This window comes from uncultured Legionella sp. (assembly GCF_937871865.1).
GTDB lineage: Bacteria > Pseudomonadota > Gammaproteobacteria > Legionellales > Legionellaceae > Legionella.
Map to the genome: position 1 here is coordinate 1 of NZ_CALMPD010000065.1, position 16,060 is coordinate 16,060.

A 16,060-nucleotide genomic window follows, 5' to 3' on the forward strand; every position below is an offset into this window, starting at 1 on the left:
GGTGTTGAGACAGTGAAGAAGATGATCCGAAGCTGCCTTGAAAAAAAAATTGCCTGTTTGAGTTTATTTGCCTTTAGTTCAGAAAATTGGTCACGTCCTGTTGATGAAGTTAATTTTCTTATGGAGTTATTTGTTGAATCCTTAAAAAAAGAAATCACCGAACTCAATCAGTATGGCATTCGAATATGCTTTACTGGTGACCGAACGCCATTATCTGCAGTACTGCAAAAAGAAATGCACGAAGCGGAACTGCTAACAAAAGGAAATCACGAATTAATTTTAAATGTAGTGGTTAATTACGGTGGTAAATGGGATATAGTGACTGCAGCCCGGAAAATGTCTCAGGCGGTGATGGCTGGTGAATTATCCCTGGATGACTTTAATGAAACCACTTTTGCGCAATATCTGGATACAGATGATTTACCCGAACCTGATCTGTTTATTCGTACTAGTGGCGAGTTGCGGATAAGTAATTTTTTTCTGTGGCAGTTAGCTTATACCGAGCTTTATTTTACAGAAGTTCATTGGCCAGATTTTAGTGAAAAAGAATTTGAGTTAGCTCTGGCTTCCTTTAGTAAGCGCAAAAGACGCTTTGGTCAGCTCTCGACTTTTTAATAAGGGCAAATTTATGTTTATGCAACGCTTAATCACCACCTTAATTTTAGTGCCTTTAGTTTTGTTAACCCTGTTTTATGCTCCTGCTTGGTTTTTGGCTGGTGTCATTTTGTTAGTATTTATCGCTGCAGTGAACGAATGCATTCACTTGATTCCAATTAAAATGTTTGCTCTGCATATTGGTTATTTATCCTTAATGTTGTTTTCCTTGTGGCTGTGTGGGCATTTATTTTCTTATTGGCTGACTATTGGATTGGTGCTTTGGGTTTTTAATTGTATTGCCATTCTTAGTTTTCCAGGTTCCCAAAAATATTGGGGCTTCCCAGTTATTGTGGGTAGCATTTTTGTCGTGCTTTTACCTTTGTTTGTCCAAAGTCTGATTCATGTTTATGATTTACCGCAAGGAAAACCATTGGTCGTTTATTTGCTGTTTTTAATATGGGCCTCTGACATCGGCGCCTATCTCTCGGGTAAATGTTGGGGGACGCATAAATTAATCCCTCAAGTAAGCCCAGGTAAATCTTGGGAAGGTGTTTTAGGTGGCTATGTATTAGCGATGATTGTCGGAGGAGTTGGCTTCTATTATTTCTCTCCTTATTCTGCATTGATTTGGTTTGGTTTGGCATTAGTAACGGTAACTATTTCTATTTTTGGTGATTTATTTATCAGTATTTTAAAACGACGTTGTCATTTAAAAGACACGGGAGCGATTATTCCGGGGCATGGAGGTATTCTGGACCGGTTGGATAGTTTGATTGCGGCTTTGCCTGTGTTTTATTTTGGATTAACATTTATCCAGCTAGGAATCTAATTTCTGACACTTATCATTCCATTTGGTCTGGAAATGGTTGATAAGTGGACGAAACAGGTTTTAAAAGGATTAATTGGGGACGGTGATATGCTTCTAACTCTGTTATATTTTTTATTGGCTTTATTACTGCTGGTTACAGTCCACGAGTATGGGCACTTTCAAGTTGCGCGCTGGTGCGGGGTTAAAGTGTTACGTTTCTCATTTGGTTTTGGAACAATACTGGCTCGGTGGCATGATAAAAAAGGTACTGAGTATGCGTGGTCTTTGTTTCCTTTGGGTGGTTACGTCAAAATGCTTGACGAATCAGAAGGCGAGGTGGCTGAACAAGACAAGCCTTATGCCTTTAATAATCAGCCGATATTATCCCGTATTGCAATAGTTCTGGCGGGACCATTATTTAATTTTATCTTTGCCTTTGTTGCTTTATGGCTGGTGTTAGTTATCGGGATGAATTCTCTGGCACCTATGATTGAATCTGTAAAGCCTGGCAGTATTGCGGCCTCCGCAGGACTTGGTCCAAAGCAGGAGATTCTTGCACTTAATGATACCAGGATAAACAGCTGGCGCGATTTTCAATATGCAATGATGCCGCTTATTGGCTCACATGAAACAGTTAATGTTACGGTTAAATCTTTAGAAGATGGGCGTCAGCAGCAACTGCGTCTGCCATTAAGTAATTGGAAGCTGGATGATAAAACCCCTGATCCATTGACCAGTCTCGGTATTGAGCCTTTTATTCCGAGTATTCCTCCTGTCGTTGGCGAGGTAGTTCCTGACTCTCCTGCTGCTAAAGCCGGATTGGAATTAGGTGATAAATTATTAAGTGTCGATGGTCAAACTTTTGACGATTGGATGTTCTTAGTTGAGTATGTGCGTGAGCGCCCTAATACTCAGTTAAACCTTGAAATTAATCGTAAAGGTAAAGTCGAGCGTGTTAAAATTCTTACTGGCAGTCAAAAAAATAATAACAAGGTGGAAGGATTTATTGGCGTACGCTCTCAAAAGGTAGACTGGCCTGCTCATTGGTTACGATTGGAGCGAGAAGATCCGCTATCTGCTATCGGTACAGCGCTTAAGCAAACAGTGCATCTTACTGCAACTACCTTTACGTTAATGGGGCGTCTGGTTACAGGTCGCTTGGGGCTAAACAGCATTAGTGGTCCTGTAGGGATAGCCCAGGGAGCTGGAAATTCAGGGCGAAGCGGTTTAGTCTCGTATCTGTTTTTTCTTGCATTGGTAAGTATTAGCTTAGGCGCTTTAAATTTATTACCGATTCCAATGCTGGATGGTGGGCACTTGTTGTATTATGCGTTTGAGATTATTAGACGCAAGCCCTTGTCTGATGGCGTTAAAACGATAGGTGTTTATTTGGGATTGGTTTTATTGGTTGCCTTGATGTTTATAGCATTGACTAATGACATATCGCGATTAACTGGTTAGGTATAAATTTCTTCTCATTAATGGATTAGGTTGAGGGGTACTAAGAGTACCTGGCTGCCAAGAGGTAAAAGCATCTGGAGACAGGTGGGTAAAATAGTATATTAGAGATAAGAAACTTGACAGAGGTTTCTACATCCTATAAAAGGGTTTCAATTTTTTGGCGTGACTGAATCGTTTCCATTTCAGAACAGCGCGTAGTACTGGGCGTAAAAAAATAATGAAAAAAGTCAGTAATAAATTAATTTTAGGTGTTTGTTGTTCTACTCTTTTGACGTGGTCTGCTCAAACTTTAGCTGCTGATGCGTTTGTAGTTCGTGGGATTAAAGTAACCGGGTTACAACGAGTCTCTACTGGAACAGTGTTAAATTATATTCCCGTACAAGTTGGTGAAGAAATTAATTCCAGCTCAACAGGCCAAATTATTCGTACTTTATATGATACTGGATTTTTCCAATCAGTTTCTTTAGAGCGTCAAGGTAATGTATTGATCGTCAACGTGGTTGAGAGAGCTACCATAGGTAGCATTTCAGTCGTGGGAAATAAAGACATTCCCAGTGATAAAATGAAATCGTTTCTTAAAGAAATGGGACTGGTCAAAGGTCGCGTGTTCCAAAAATCGTCATTAGAGCGTCTGGAAAAAGAATTAAAACAGGCTTATACCGCCAGAGGTAAATACAATTCGCGTATTGAAGCTCGTGTGTCTTCTTTAACGGATAACAGGGTAGCCATCACTATTACTGTATCAGAAGGGCGAGTATCTCGAATTAAAGAAATTAAAATAATAGGGAATCATGATTTCACGTCGAGCGAGCTGCTTCCCGAGATGGCATTAACAACCAGTAATGTATTTACTTATTTTACTAAAAAAGATCAATACTCCAAGGCCGGTATGGATGCTTCATTGGAAGCCTTGCGTTCGTTCTATCTAGACAGAGGATATCTAAAATTCAATATAGTGTCGTCGCAAGTTTTGCTAGCCCCCGATAGAAAAGATGTGTACATCAATATTCATATTGAAGAAGGGCCACAGTACCACTTTGCAGGCTATTCCGTTGTTGGAAAAACAATACTGTCACAAGAGAAAATTGCTCCGTTGGTTCAAGTCAAGAAAGGGGATGTGTTCTCTCGTAAAAAAGTCACGGAATCAATCTCAGCCATTGGTTTGGCATTAGGCGATGTGGGTTATGGTTTTCCTGCAATCAATGCGGAACCTCGCGTCGATGAAAATAATAAAACAGTATTTATTACGTTTATTGTGGAGCCTGGTCGCCATGTTTATGTAAGACGTATTAATTTTCATGGTAACACCAAAACTGCAGATTATGTTTTAAGGAATATGATCCGTCAGAACGAAGGTGGGTTGCTGTCCTTGCATAATATTAAAGAGTCCGAACGGCAATTACGTTTATTGGGTTATTTAAAGAATATCGATGTTAAAACCAATCCTGTTCAAGGAACCAATAACCAGGTTGATTTGGACGTGCAGGTAGAAGAAGCTCCATCAGCTGAAGCCAGTGCATCAGTTGGTTACGGTACAAACGGATACCAATTTAATACCTCTGTAAATCAGCATAATTTTATGGGGACCGGGCGTTCAATGGGAGCCTCATTTAATGCCAGTAAATGGGGACAGGATTATTCGGTAAATTATTATAATCCATTTTATACCGACACCGGTGTAGGGCGTGGAGCCAGTCTTTATTACTCACGAATTGATCCTAAAAATCTGAACGTGAGTACCTACAGTTCGAATCGATATGGTGGTGATGTAAATTATAATTTCCCCTTAGGTGAGGCGAGCAGCTTCCAGTTAGGCTATGGATATCAGGATATTGATATTAAATCAGTAGGTGCTGTAATTCCGATTCAAAATTTCGTCCATTTATACGGCAGACATTTCCAGGAAATTAGATTGACTTCTGGCTGGGGTAGAAACACTTATGATCAAATGCCCTATCCAACGAGAGGAATGAATCAGCAGGCAATAGCTTTTGTTGCCTTACCAGCAACGTCACAGTCTTTAACCTATTACAAGAGCTCCTATCAGGCTCGTCTGTATTATCCATTATATCGGGGCTGGATTTTCTCCATTTTAGGTAATATAGGGTATGGAAATACGTTCGGTGATAAGGGGCTACCATTCTTTGAAAACTATTATGCGGGTGGTACGGCTCAACCGGGTCAGGTTCGTGGTTATGATAGCTATTCTTTAGGTCCTCAGGATAATATGGGCAACTCAATGGGGGCAAATTTCTTACTTAATGGAACTGCAGGCCTCATACTGCCATATCCTCTAAGTCGGGATAATATCCGAACTACAATTTTTGCTGATGCGGGTAACGTATTTTCAAATGGCACTCCAGTTGCATTACGAGGAACTGATGCTGGCCCGTTACGTTATTCTGCGGGTGTATCATTAGAATGGAGATCGCCATTTGGTCCTCTAGCGTTTAGCGTGGCGAAAGCGTTAAATCCACAACCACTGGATCAAACGCAGTACTTCCAATTTGCCCTTTCTTCTGGATTTTAGGGCTGAGGAATCCCTGCATATTTGTGCATAACAGGGGGTATAGTATTGAACAAACTGACCTCAATTGTATCGTTCCCGCCCGCGCGAGAACGATACAATCAAGAACATAATGAATTAATAAAGAACAAAATAAGATGGGTAAAAATGCCAGGATTACTCCGATTCTAAGGTCAATTGAATCTTCCTGTCCTTCGTTGCTAGAATGACTACAGCATAGCGCTCTGGCATGATGTACCAAAAAGTCTGAATAATAGTAATAAACAAATTGGATTGATGAAAAGTAGTGCTGTACATATCGCAACCTATTTGGAATTGTGCTAGCATCACTATGTTTAAATTAGGAGATAATTATGAAGCGTTTTGGTGCGGTTCTATTCGCATTGGTTTTTAGTACAAGTGTGTTTGCTGATTGGGCAAAAATAGGTGTGGTTGACTTACAAAAAATCATGCAAAATTCAAGTCAGATGAAAGATATTCAACAAAAGTTGGAAACGTCATTCAAACCACGTCGTGATAAATTAATTGCTGTTGAAGCAAGTCTAAAGAACGACATGGAGAAATTTAAGCGTGACGGCGCTGTTATGAGTGCTTCACAGAAGAAAGATTTGGAAAAGAAAATTGTTGCCTCGCAACAACAATTTGAACGAGATGGACAGCAATACCAACAAGAATTAAGTACTGCTCATAATGAAGCGATGGAAGGTCTGTATACTAAAGTGCGTGCAGCAATTTCTAAAGTTGCAAAAGATGAGAAGTACGACCTTATTGTTCAAAAAGATGCAACACCGTTCAGCTCGGATTCACTTGATGTAACTGATAAAGTAATTAAAGCAATTAACTAGTTCGGCGAACGAGTTGCTGACCTTAACGCAATTAGCTGATTCCCTTGATGGCGTCTGGCATGGAAATGCCAATCACGCCATCTTTGGTTTATCTTCTCTGGTTCGTGCCACATCAAACGATTTGGCTTATTTCGAAAATCCGTTATTAATTGATTCGCTACAGGCCACATCTGCGGGCGCTGTATTATTGAAAGCAGAACATCAGCCTCTGTGTCCAGTTAATTCAATCGTTGTTGCTCATCCCTTGGCTGCGATGAATGCGGCAGTAAAGCTTTTATCTCCGATGGCGCCGCTCTGCACCGGTGTCCATCAAACTGCATTGGTACATCAGACTGCTCAATTGGGGAAAAATGTATCCATTGGGCCTTTTAGTGTGATTGGGGAATGTGTTCGAGTAGACGATGGAGTGACGATAGGTGCGAACTGTCGTATTGAAACATCGGTGGCTGTTGGAGCGAACAGCAAAATTAACAGCGGTGTTACTATTCATTCAGGCTCCCGGCTTGGAGCCAACGTATTTATAAACTCCGGCAGTGTTATTGGAGCCTCGCCGTTTAATTATATAAAACAGCATGGCACTTGGGAGCAAGGACCTGATGTAGGCGGAGTATTTATATCTAATGGGGTGCATATTGGCGCCAATTCAGTTATTGACCGCGGCTCTCTGGGCGATACTTTTATTGCTGAAAGGGTCTGTGTCGATAATCTGGTGCAAATCGCGCATGATGTATGTATTGAGCGTGATTCTGCAATAGCGGGATGTGCAGCCATAGGAGCACATGCACACATTGGTGCAGACTGCATTATCGGGGGAGCTGCGTGCATTGCTGCCTTTGTTCGATTAGCGGACGACGTGGTCATTACAGGGATGACTACGGTAAATAAATCGATCAGCAAGTCAGGGATTTATTCATCTGGAACTTTAGTGCATGGACATGAACAATGGCGGAAAAATGCAGCACGATTCAAGCGTCTTGATGATTATATAGCTAAATTGAACTCCTTGGAGAGAAAAATAAATGATGCTCAAATTGCTCCATATGACATTTAGTACCGGGGCATAAGCAATAAGAGAGGCGAGGGGGACGACGGATGGTGGATGACATGGTATGTTGCGGGAATGCCAGCAGAATCTGAGTTGATTATGGTAAATTGTTATATATTTTGACTTTTACGATTGATTAGAGCAGATTAAAACAAGATAATGATTCTTTTCTGAAAGAATTTAATGATTAAATGAGAAGCAGTGTATGAGTGAGTATATAGATATAAATCAGATCATAAATTTGTTACCACACCGTTACCCATTTATTTTGGTTGACAGGGTCCTTGATTATAAGACCTTGGATTATTTAACAGCCATTAAAAATGTAACTATTAATGAGAATTTCTTTACTGGACATTTTCCGGGAAATCCAATAATGCCTGGGGTACTTATGCTAGAGGCATTGGCACAGGCAAGTGCAATATTATCTAATCTGTCTCGACAACCTAAAGAAGGGCATGAATTTCTGCATTATTTTGCGGGAATAGATAATGCTCGATTCAAACAGATTGTTACTCCCGGTGATCAATTACGGTTGGAAGTGAAATTAATTGGGCAGAAAAGAGATTTTTGGCGTATGCATGGCGAAGCTTATGTTGGTGATAAACTGGCCTGTTCCGCAGACTTATTAAGCGCAGCAAAGGAAATTAAAAAGTGATAGATGAAAGAGCAATGATTCATCCATCTGCAAAGCTGGCAAAAGGGGTCACAGTTGGCCCTGGAACAATTATCGGTGCAGATGTTGAGATAGGTGAAAATACCTGGATTGGACCACATGTGGTTATTGAAGGTCCTACTACGATTGGTAAAAATAATAAAATTTTTCAATTTGCATCAGTAGGTGATGAGCCACAGGATATCACTTATAAAGGTGAACCAACACGTTTGGAAATTGGCGATAATAACGTAATTCGTGAATATTGCATGATTAGCCGAGGTACGGTCAAAGGAGGTGGTGTTACTCGTGTGGGTAATGGCAATTTTTTAATGGCTTATTCTCACATAGGGCATGATTGTGTGGTGGGTGACCAAATTATTATGGTGAATTATGCTGCATTGTCAGGACATGTGATTGTGAATGATTATGCTATAATTGGCCCGTATGCTGCGGTACATCAATTTTGTCATGTGGGCGCTTATGCATTTATTGCTCGCGCTACTTATGTAACTAAAGATGTATTGCCTTACGTCATGATTGCTGGACACACTACTTCTGCCTGCGGCATCAACACTGTAGGTTTACGAAGAAGAGGATTTTCTTCTTCTGCAATTGATAGTCTACGACGTGCGTATAAAATTATTTTCCGTAAAGGCCTGACGGTGCAACAAGCGGTAGCTGAACTGGAATTAATGCAGGAAGAGTGTCCTGAGGTTATTCCAATGATTGATGCCTTGAATCAATCAACCCGTGGAATTGTGAGATAAATGATGATTGCTCCTTATCTGGCTGTAGCTTTAGGCGGAGCCTTAGGGGCAATCTCACGCTATATCACTGTGATTTGCGCACAAAATTATTGGGGATTGAGATTTCCCTACGGCACCTTAATTGTAAACACAGTGGGATCATTTCTGGCTGGTTTTTTTCTTGCTATATTAATTGGACGCTTTAATGCGGAAGAGTATTGGCGTTTATTCTTTTTTACCGGGTTTCTAGGGGCTTTTACTACTTTTTCCAGTTTTGCTGCTGAATCATTGTTTTTATTTGAACAAGAACAATGGTTAAAATTAATAACCAATATATTTGCGAATAATATTGGCTCATTGACTATGGTATTGCTGGGAACTTATTGTGCACGTGGTTTGCTTTTTAGAATATCTTGACTTAATTCATAGAGTGGTAGCTTATGTTAGATAATCAATTACTTAGGGAAAATCCGCAACGTGTTGCATCTCAATTAACAACGCGTGGATTTAAGCTTGATGTTGCTGCTTTTTCTGCTTTGGAAGAAAAGCGTAAATCATTACAAGTTGAAACACAGGCCTTACAAAATGAGCGTAACACGCGTTCTAAAGCTATAGGAGAGGCCAAATCTCGCGGAGAAAACATCGAGCCCATGCGAGAAGAAGTAAATCAATTAGGTCTAAAATTAGAACAGCACAAGGTAGAACTTGAGACGGTACTACAGCAGCTTGATGCCATTGCTTTATCCATGCCTAATATTCCTCATGAGTCTGTTCCTGTTGGCAAAGACGAGCAGGATAACCTGGAGGTAAGACGTTGGGGAACTGCGCGTGTTTTTGATTTTTCTGTAAAATCTCATGATGAACTGGGTGATGCGCTTGGACAAATGGATTTTGCTTTAGCTGCTAAAATTACTGGCAGTCGTTTTGTGGTTATGAAAAGCCAAATTGCACGCCTGCATCGAGCCCTCATTCAATTCATGTTGGATATTCATACCGAGCAGCATGGATATCAAGAAATTTATGTACCCTATATCGTTAATGCAGACAGCTTGCTTGGTACAGGCCAATTGCCTAAATTCGAAGAAGATTTATTTAAATTAACTGGCGATAGTGGGTATTATCTTACTTCTACGGCAGAAATACCGGTAACCAATACTGTACGTGATACGATTTTAACTGCTGAGAGTTTGCCTGTTCGTTATGTGTGTCATTCACCATGTTTTCGCAGTGAAGCGGGTTCTTACGGTAAAGACACAAAGGGCATGATAAGACAGCATCAGTTTGAAAAAGTGGAGTTAGTCTGGATTACCAAACCAGATGCGTCTTATGAGGCTTTGGAACAGTTGACTCAACATGCCGAGGCAATATTACAGCGCCTTGATTTACCTTATCGTGTATTGGCATTATGTACGGGGGATATGGGAGCTGGTGCTGCTAAAACTTATGATCTGGAAGTATGGTTGCCCAGCCAGAATACATATCGTGAAATATCTTCCTGTTCCAATATGGAGGCATTTCAGGCGCGTCGTATGAAGGCGCGTTATCGCAATACAGATACAAATGAAATGGAATTGGTTCATACCTTAAATGGTTCTGGATTGGCGGTGGGTAGAACCTTGGTTGCTATAATGGAGAATTATCAGGATAAAGAAGGAAATATTCATATCCCTGAAGCCTTACAGCCCTACCTGGGTGGCATGAAGGTTATATTAAATACTAATAAATAAATTAAATGTTTGAAGATAGAGATCTTTAAAACATCCCTGGTTTCTATCTTCCAAAACTATTATTTATTAGATTAGAAAAGTCCGAAATGTTATTTTCGGTTTTTTCTATCGCAGCCTTATATTCACGACTACTCGTGAGTCCTATGCATTTAAATGTTCGCGATCTTCGGCTGATAAACTGGACGCCTGCCGTTAAGCATTTATTGCTCCTTTTATCATGTGTTGCAAATTATCATTTATTTTTTATGCGACTGATAGCTTGCTGGATTCGTGTCATCTTTAATTTGTTCGGCTTAAAAACATCACGACTAATTCTGCTGGTTCTAGCGCGTTAAGTCTCAGAGAATCTACACCCCAGGCATAACTTAAGCAAATAACGCCTTCATTCACATTGGGGTGATCAATAAAGTAAGCAACTTTAGGTAATTCGTCAGTGAGAATACATGATGGAATATTCTGTTTTTTCCAGAATTTATCGGCAGTTAAGATAAAGGTTTTTGAGGATGGGATCATATATGAATTTCTAATGGCCCTTCGTTCATCAGAATTAAATAGAAAAACTCCATTTTCAGAAACATTAGACAAATTTAGTAAATAGGCGGCGCTGCTTGTTCCGGTATAAATGATTGCATCGTATTCACGTTCAAAGGATTCATTCGTTTGGGTATGCTTGCCTCTAAGCATTGGGCGGTTTGAATGATGATTGTAATCAAGAGAGAGGATTGCTGTATTTAAATGAACGCAATTTTGTTGTTTTAGGGAGGTTAAACCAATATTTGTTTTTACTGGTTGAGCAAATAATCGATTGATAAATTCAATCATTCCTTGTTCCACAAACATATGACTTTCATTATAACCGTTTATGAGCATTCTTTATAAATCAATAAAACTGATAGAGTATAAGGAATGAAATCCCCCATGCCCAAAGCCAAGCAACCCCAATAAATGAATTAACTGATCATTTTTAGCCAGAGGAGTGTATTCATTTAGAACTTCAAGCAAACTCTTACCGCCGTATTGATTGATGCAGTACTGCCACACTTTTATTACCGTCTCAAAATCACCTATTTGCCAGGCATTGTTTATGCGCTCTTTGATGGGAGAAACAAATAAATGCCATAGGGCATTGAGTGTATCAAATGGGGGAGGGGGAGGTGATTTGCTTTCCAGGCGTAAGTAGAATTGCAATATTGAATCAAGGTATCTGTCACTCCCGGATAAGGGAATGTATGAAGCAGATTGAGTTTTAATAGCTGTGCATAATGTAAAAAAATATGACTTGATGGCGGGATGCGCATCGCACCTAATTCGGCATAGGGCTGATTTTTAGTGCCAGGATAATTAAATGCCTGGGTATGTATTCTACCCCCAATTCGGTTGCTGACCTCGAATATTGTTGGCACTAATCCTATTCTTAATAGTTCATACGCAGCACAAATACCTGCGGCACCTGCACCAACTATTGCGACGGTATTTTTTTTTGAGGGTTCCGGTAGTTCTGCTAATTTGCTTTTGTGGATAAAAGGCAAGTACCCAAGTAGCACATCGATTGAGGAATTCGGTATAAAATTTCCCATGAAAACTCCTTAATCAATCCTCCTTGAGCAAATAATTGAGTCATCATTATTGATTAATAAGAAATCTTCCTTTATTTATACCTAATCCCTTGTTTCAGTTTCATTTATAAAACTGATTTTCATATTCAATGCACGTTCTTTCTGGTGAATGACCTATATAAGTATAGAATATTTTTGCGGATGTGTTGGTTTCTTCCGTGTCACAAGGGCGTGATTTTATGCCTCATTGGGCACTGCCATTAAGTTAAGGATTTGGCCGTTATCCTGAGGAGCTAGCGACGAAGGCTCTCCCTGGATTCAGGAGGTCCTTCGCCATGCTCAGGATGACGTACTTTTCTTAACTTAATGGCAGTGAATGTCCGGTGGGAATGAGTGCTCAAGCCTTAGCGCTGTTGTTGATGCTTTAAAAAACGCTCATCCTTATGAGACTCCAGCATATGAAGTGTATCAATTGGAAGATTTTTAATGCTTATCATGTCCGAATGTTCATGGTCATCCAAGCCGGATTTTATTTATCTGCTGGCTTAACTTGTAAATCTATATTCAGTTCTGAATACAGCACAACTCGATTTCGACCATTATTTTTGGCGAAATACAAGGCACGATCCGCATTTTCAATCAGAGTTTCGATCGTTTGTCCTTCTTTGGGGTACTCTGAGATGCCTATGGACACCGTGATAGGACCAACTATTTGAGCACCATATCTTATCTGAATCATCGATACAGCATTTCTGATATGTTCTGCCCGTATTCTGGCAGAGTCCGCATCGGTATCATATAAAACCACAATAAATTCCTCTCCCCCAAATCGAGCCGCCAGATCACTTATTCTGATATCACTCATGATGACTTTGCCAAATTCTTTTAATGCCGCATCTCCTGCATCATGACCATAAGTGTCATTTAACTTTTTGAAGTGATCCAAGTCCATCATCATGACGCTTAATACCGACTTGCTTCTATCTGCCTGATGAATTTGTTTAAACATATAATCTTCAAGATATCTGCGATTGTATAGGCCAGTTAATGGGTCTCTAATGGATTGATAACGTAAATTTTCTCTCAATCTTACGTTGGCTAGAGCTAGGGCTGTGAGTTCTGAGAACGCATTAATTAATAATTTATGATCTTCCAGGTTTATGGTTTCTTCAGGTTGTAACTCCAGATATAACATGCCGTAAATATCATTTTGTGCCATTAGAGGGACACATATCATTATTTCTGAAGGTTTGGGTTCAGTGACGTGATCGCAAATCAGTTCTTCGTGATCGGTATTTACCTGATGGATACGGCCGCGTCGAATAGCCCAGCATTGCTCTGGGGTGAAGGTAATCAATTGGCGTGTTGCATCTCCCCATTGCGCGATGATCTCAAGATAGTTTTTCGAGGGATGCATCACATACAAACAACCATCAGCAAATTGCAACATACGGGAAGTATATTTTATCATCACGTTACTCAGTTCTTCCTGCGAGCTGCACGCTAACATGATGTCGCTCATCTCAACCAACAGGGTAATTTGATGGTTTTTTTCCTGCAATTTTTTCATTCCTACACCAAGTGATTCATAGGATTTTTGCAGTTCAGAATGTTCGTGCACCCGTTTGGAGATATCCCTGATAATTTGTACTGAGCCATCGGTTTCATTGTCATCATTTTGTATGTCATTAATTATCATTTCATATACAAAGTGTTCATTATTTTCATTGAACTCAATTTGTTTTTTTGATTCATTGGTTGTTAATGAGTTAGCCCATAATAATTTAAGTTCATTTTTATCTTCCGGAACATCTTTCAAGGCTTCGTCCAAAGGCATGCCTAGAGTTATTGATTTATTAAACAGATATTTGAATTCACGATGATAAGGTTGATTAAAAATGATAAATTTATTTTCTTTATCAAAAGCGGCAATCATATCAGAGGCACTTTCTATGATACTGCGTAATTGAATTCGTGATTTTTTGTTTTTTGATTCCATCTTTTTACGAATGGATAGCTCTGAGTTCACCAAAATGAAGGCCATAAATAAGGCCAGAATACTGATTGAACATACTATGAGCATTATAGCAATCGCTGAATTTGCTCGTTCGAGCGCTGCTTCATTCCTTTCTTTTAATAAAACAGATTCAACTGATATTATTTCTTGTCCTTGACCTTTGACTCTGCTGGAAATCTCCTGGCTGCGGTTAAACTGGGTCAAGCCATCAACGCTGCCAAATTTATTTTCCATTTTTAATTTTGCAACTGCAGACAGCATAGTAAGCCGCTGCTCTATTAATTTGATGAATTTGGTGGTTCTGGCTGCCTGTTCGGGATTATCTTGGGTGAGTTGTTGTAACCGATTAAGTTTTTTTTCTAAATTGTCTTTGGCTTGTTCAATTTCATTGATGTATTCATCGTTATTGGTAATTAGGAAACCTCGTTGATTGGATTCAACAGCCACCATTTCATATAAAATTGAATCAGTCGTCTGTATCACTTCCTGAGTATGAACAACCCAGTGGTTTGCTTTAATTAAATGATCTATTTGATAATAAAGATAAATACTGATGAACAGCATTAATAAGAGAGCGGGAACAAAAATAATATTAAGTGTGAATTTGTTCAGCCGAGCAAAATAATAGAAAGGCAATGCTCGTTCTTCCTTATCCTGCATAATTAAAGTCCTTTTATAAAGAAGACAAATAGAATGTGCTAATTAGTTATGATTATAGTATGAAAATGCTTAATCGTTTTGTGTCATTGGTTGATTGAGCCTGTAATAAGCCCTTAGCCAGACTAAACCAGAGACAAATTAATGAGGAAATAAAATTTATCCTTGGACTAATCTAACTACATCGGGGATTTATACGTCATATATAGTCGAGCAAAATAAATTGTTTTTAAATTAGCTATACTTCAATATGAATTGTTGAATATTTTGAAATTTAGCCGCGAAACTATTTGCCAATATTTAAAATTAGAAGAACCTGTTCAGATTTTTGTTTTGTGTTCGACGAAGTTAAATAATGGGTAACGTTTTTATACATGATTTAATCAAAATCTTCTTTAAATAATATTATCTAATCAAGATAAAGGACTATTTTAATGAACTATTTACACACAATGGTGAGAATATCTAACCTTGATGCATCTTTGGATTTTTATTGTAACAAGCTTGGTTTAATTGAAGTGAAAAGAATAGAGAATCAAAAAGGGCGCTTTACCTTGATATTTTTAGCGGCTGCAGGCGATCTGAAACAAGCAGAAGAACGCCATGGACCTATGCTTGAACTGACCTATAACTGGGATTCCCAGCCCTACACTGAGGGACGTAATTTTGGGCACTTAGCATATTGCGTTGAAAACATTTATGAGACATGTCAACGATTAAAAGATGCTGGGGTTGTAATCAATCGGCCTCCACGTGATGGTTATATGGCGTTTATCCGCTCTCCGGATAATATATCCATTGAGTTATTACAAAAGGGACAAGCCTTATCTCCGCAAGAACCATGGCTATCAGCAGAAAACATTGGTCATTGGTAATCTGAAAATTGGAATTAGTCGCTTATTTCTCTAGACACTGCAATTAAGTAAATCAATTTCACGTTGTTTTGTGGCCTACATTAGCGTGTAATGTGGGTAAACGTGGTTTCTTCCCTATAGTACGCTGTGCTCTGAGTGAGCTGAATATTTTTTATTACTCTATTCTGCTCTTTATCGGCTCATTATGATCTTTATTGTGTCGTTCCCACGCAGGCGGGAAACCATTTCTCAAGTTACTTCCTTACTTTGTCTGAATAATGGATTCCTGTCTGCGCGGTAATGAAATAATCGAGATCAGTTTGTTCAATACCACATCGCTTATGGTTGTGCACAAATATGCCAAGATACTCAGCTGCGCTGTGTTAATACAGGCTTGTATCTTAACTTAATGGTCGTAATTGCGGTGAATTCTTTCGTTCAAAACATAAAATTGCCTTGGTTTAGGTTTGGTTGTATATTCAGCCCTCTTCCATAGAGATATGTGGATACAACGATATGATGCTTGTTATATTTACCTTATTATTTATTTCTTTACTTTTTG

General features: G+C 39.3%; 15 protein-coding genes. 11 read left to right on the top strand and 4 right to left on the bottom strand.

All coding sequences use genetic code 11. The features are described from left to right. The 10 genes from uppS to serS all read left to right on the top strand — a co-directional run. Positions 1 to 615 (top strand): polyprenyl diphosphate synthase (gene uppS, locus Q0495_RS03710; protein ID WP_298623242.1); only part of this gene is annotated, 615 nt, incomplete at its 5' end. A 13-nt stretch (positions 616 to 628) separates the two neighbouring features. Further along, positions 629 to 1,426 (top strand): phosphatidate cytidylyltransferase, encoded by a 798-nt coding sequence (locus Q0495_RS03715; protein ID WP_298623243.1) that lies wholly within the window; start codon positions 629 to 631, stop codon positions 1,424 to 1,426. A gap of 87 nt (positions 1,427 to 1,513) precedes the next feature. Beyond that, entirely contained in the window at positions 1,514 to 2,866 is a 1,353-nt protein-coding gene (gene rseP / locus Q0495_RS03720) for an RIP metalloprotease RseP (RefSeq protein ID WP_298623268.1), read from the top strand. Positions 2,867 to 3,083: 217 nt separating this feature from the next. Then, complete coding sequence (gene bamA, locus Q0495_RS03725) at positions 3,084 to 5,396, top strand: outer membrane protein assembly factor BamA (protein ID WP_298623244.1); 2,313 nt, start codon at positions 3,084 to 3,086, stop codon at positions 5,394 to 5,396. Between the two features lie 350 nt (positions 5,397 to 5,746). Further along, positions 5,747 to 6,238, top strand: coding sequence for an OmpH family outer membrane protein (locus Q0495_RS03730; protein WP_298623246.1), 492 nt, complete (start codon positions 5,747 to 5,749; stop codon positions 6,236 to 6,238). Between the two features lie 13 nt (positions 6,239 to 6,251). Next, complete coding sequence (lpxD, locus tag Q0495_RS03735; RefSeq protein ID WP_298623247.1) at positions 6,252 to 7,289, top strand: UDP-3-O-(3-hydroxymyristoyl)glucosamine N-acyltransferase; 1,038 nt, start codon at positions 6,252 to 6,254, stop codon at positions 7,287 to 7,289. A gap of 199 nt (positions 7,290 to 7,488) precedes the next feature. Continuing rightward, positions 7,489 to 7,941 carry a 3-hydroxyacyl-ACP dehydratase FabZ gene (gene fabZ / locus Q0495_RS03740; protein WP_298623248.1) on the top strand — a complete coding sequence of 151 codons (453 nt, stop codon included), beginning with the start codon at positions 7,489 to 7,491 and terminating at the stop codon, positions 7,939 to 7,941. Next, complete coding sequence (lpxA, locus tag Q0495_RS03745; protein ID WP_298623249.1) at positions 7,938 to 8,708, top strand: acyl-ACP--UDP-N-acetylglucosamine O-acyltransferase; 771 nt, start codon at positions 7,938 to 7,940, stop codon at positions 8,706 to 8,708. The genes fabZ and lpxA overlap by 4 nt, the downstream gene beginning before the upstream one ends. Further along, positions 8,709 to 9,104 carry a fluoride efflux transporter CrcB gene (gene crcB / locus Q0495_RS03750; RefSeq protein ID WP_298623250.1) on the top strand — a complete coding sequence of 132 codons (396 nt, stop codon included), beginning with the start codon at positions 8,709 to 8,711 and terminating at the stop codon, positions 9,102 to 9,104. 23 nt (positions 9,105 to 9,127) lie between these two features. Continuing rightward, the gene (gene serS / locus Q0495_RS03755) at positions 9,128 to 10,414 is read left to right on the top strand and encodes a serine--tRNA ligase (RefSeq protein WP_298623252.1); all 1,287 of its coding nucleotides are present in this window, start codon (positions 9,128 to 9,130) and stop codon (positions 10,412 to 10,414) included. Between the two features lie 279 nt (positions 10,415 to 10,693). Here the strand turns inward: serS and Q0495_RS03760 are convergent, their stop codons facing one another. From Q0495_RS03760 to Q0495_RS03775, 4 genes are all read right to left on the bottom strand, one after another. After that, the gene (locus Q0495_RS03760; protein WP_298623254.1) at positions 10,694 to 11,284 is read right to left on the bottom strand and encodes an FAD-dependent oxidoreductase; all 591 of its coding nucleotides are present in this window, start codon (positions 11,282 to 11,284) and stop codon (positions 10,694 to 10,696) included. Positions 11,285 to 11,287: 3 nt separating this feature from the next. Further along, complete coding sequence (locus tag Q0495_RS03765; RefSeq protein WP_298623257.1) at positions 11,288 to 11,455, bottom strand: hypothetical protein; 168 nt, start codon at positions 11,453 to 11,455, stop codon at positions 11,288 to 11,290. Between the two features lie 41 nt (positions 11,456 to 11,496). Then, positions 11,497 to 11,991 (bottom strand): FAD-dependent oxidoreductase, encoded by a 495-nt coding sequence (locus Q0495_RS03770; RefSeq protein WP_298623259.1) that lies wholly within the window; start codon positions 11,989 to 11,991, stop codon positions 11,497 to 11,499. A gap of 508 nt (positions 11,992 to 12,499) precedes the next feature. Next, a complete protein-coding gene (locus Q0495_RS03775; RefSeq protein WP_298623262.1) occupies positions 12,500 to 14,647 on the bottom strand; it encodes a diguanylate cyclase in 2,148 nt (715 codons plus the stop codon). Between the two features lie 431 nt (positions 14,648 to 15,078). On the opposite strand from Q0495_RS03775, the gene Q0495_RS03780 reads away from it, so the two are divergent. Continuing rightward, on the top strand, positions 15,079 to 15,519 hold the full coding sequence (locus Q0495_RS03780) for a VOC family protein (protein ID WP_298623265.1): 441 nt from the start codon (positions 15,079 to 15,081) through the stop codon (positions 15,517 to 15,519). Positions 15,520 to 16,060: the final 541 nt, after the last annotated feature.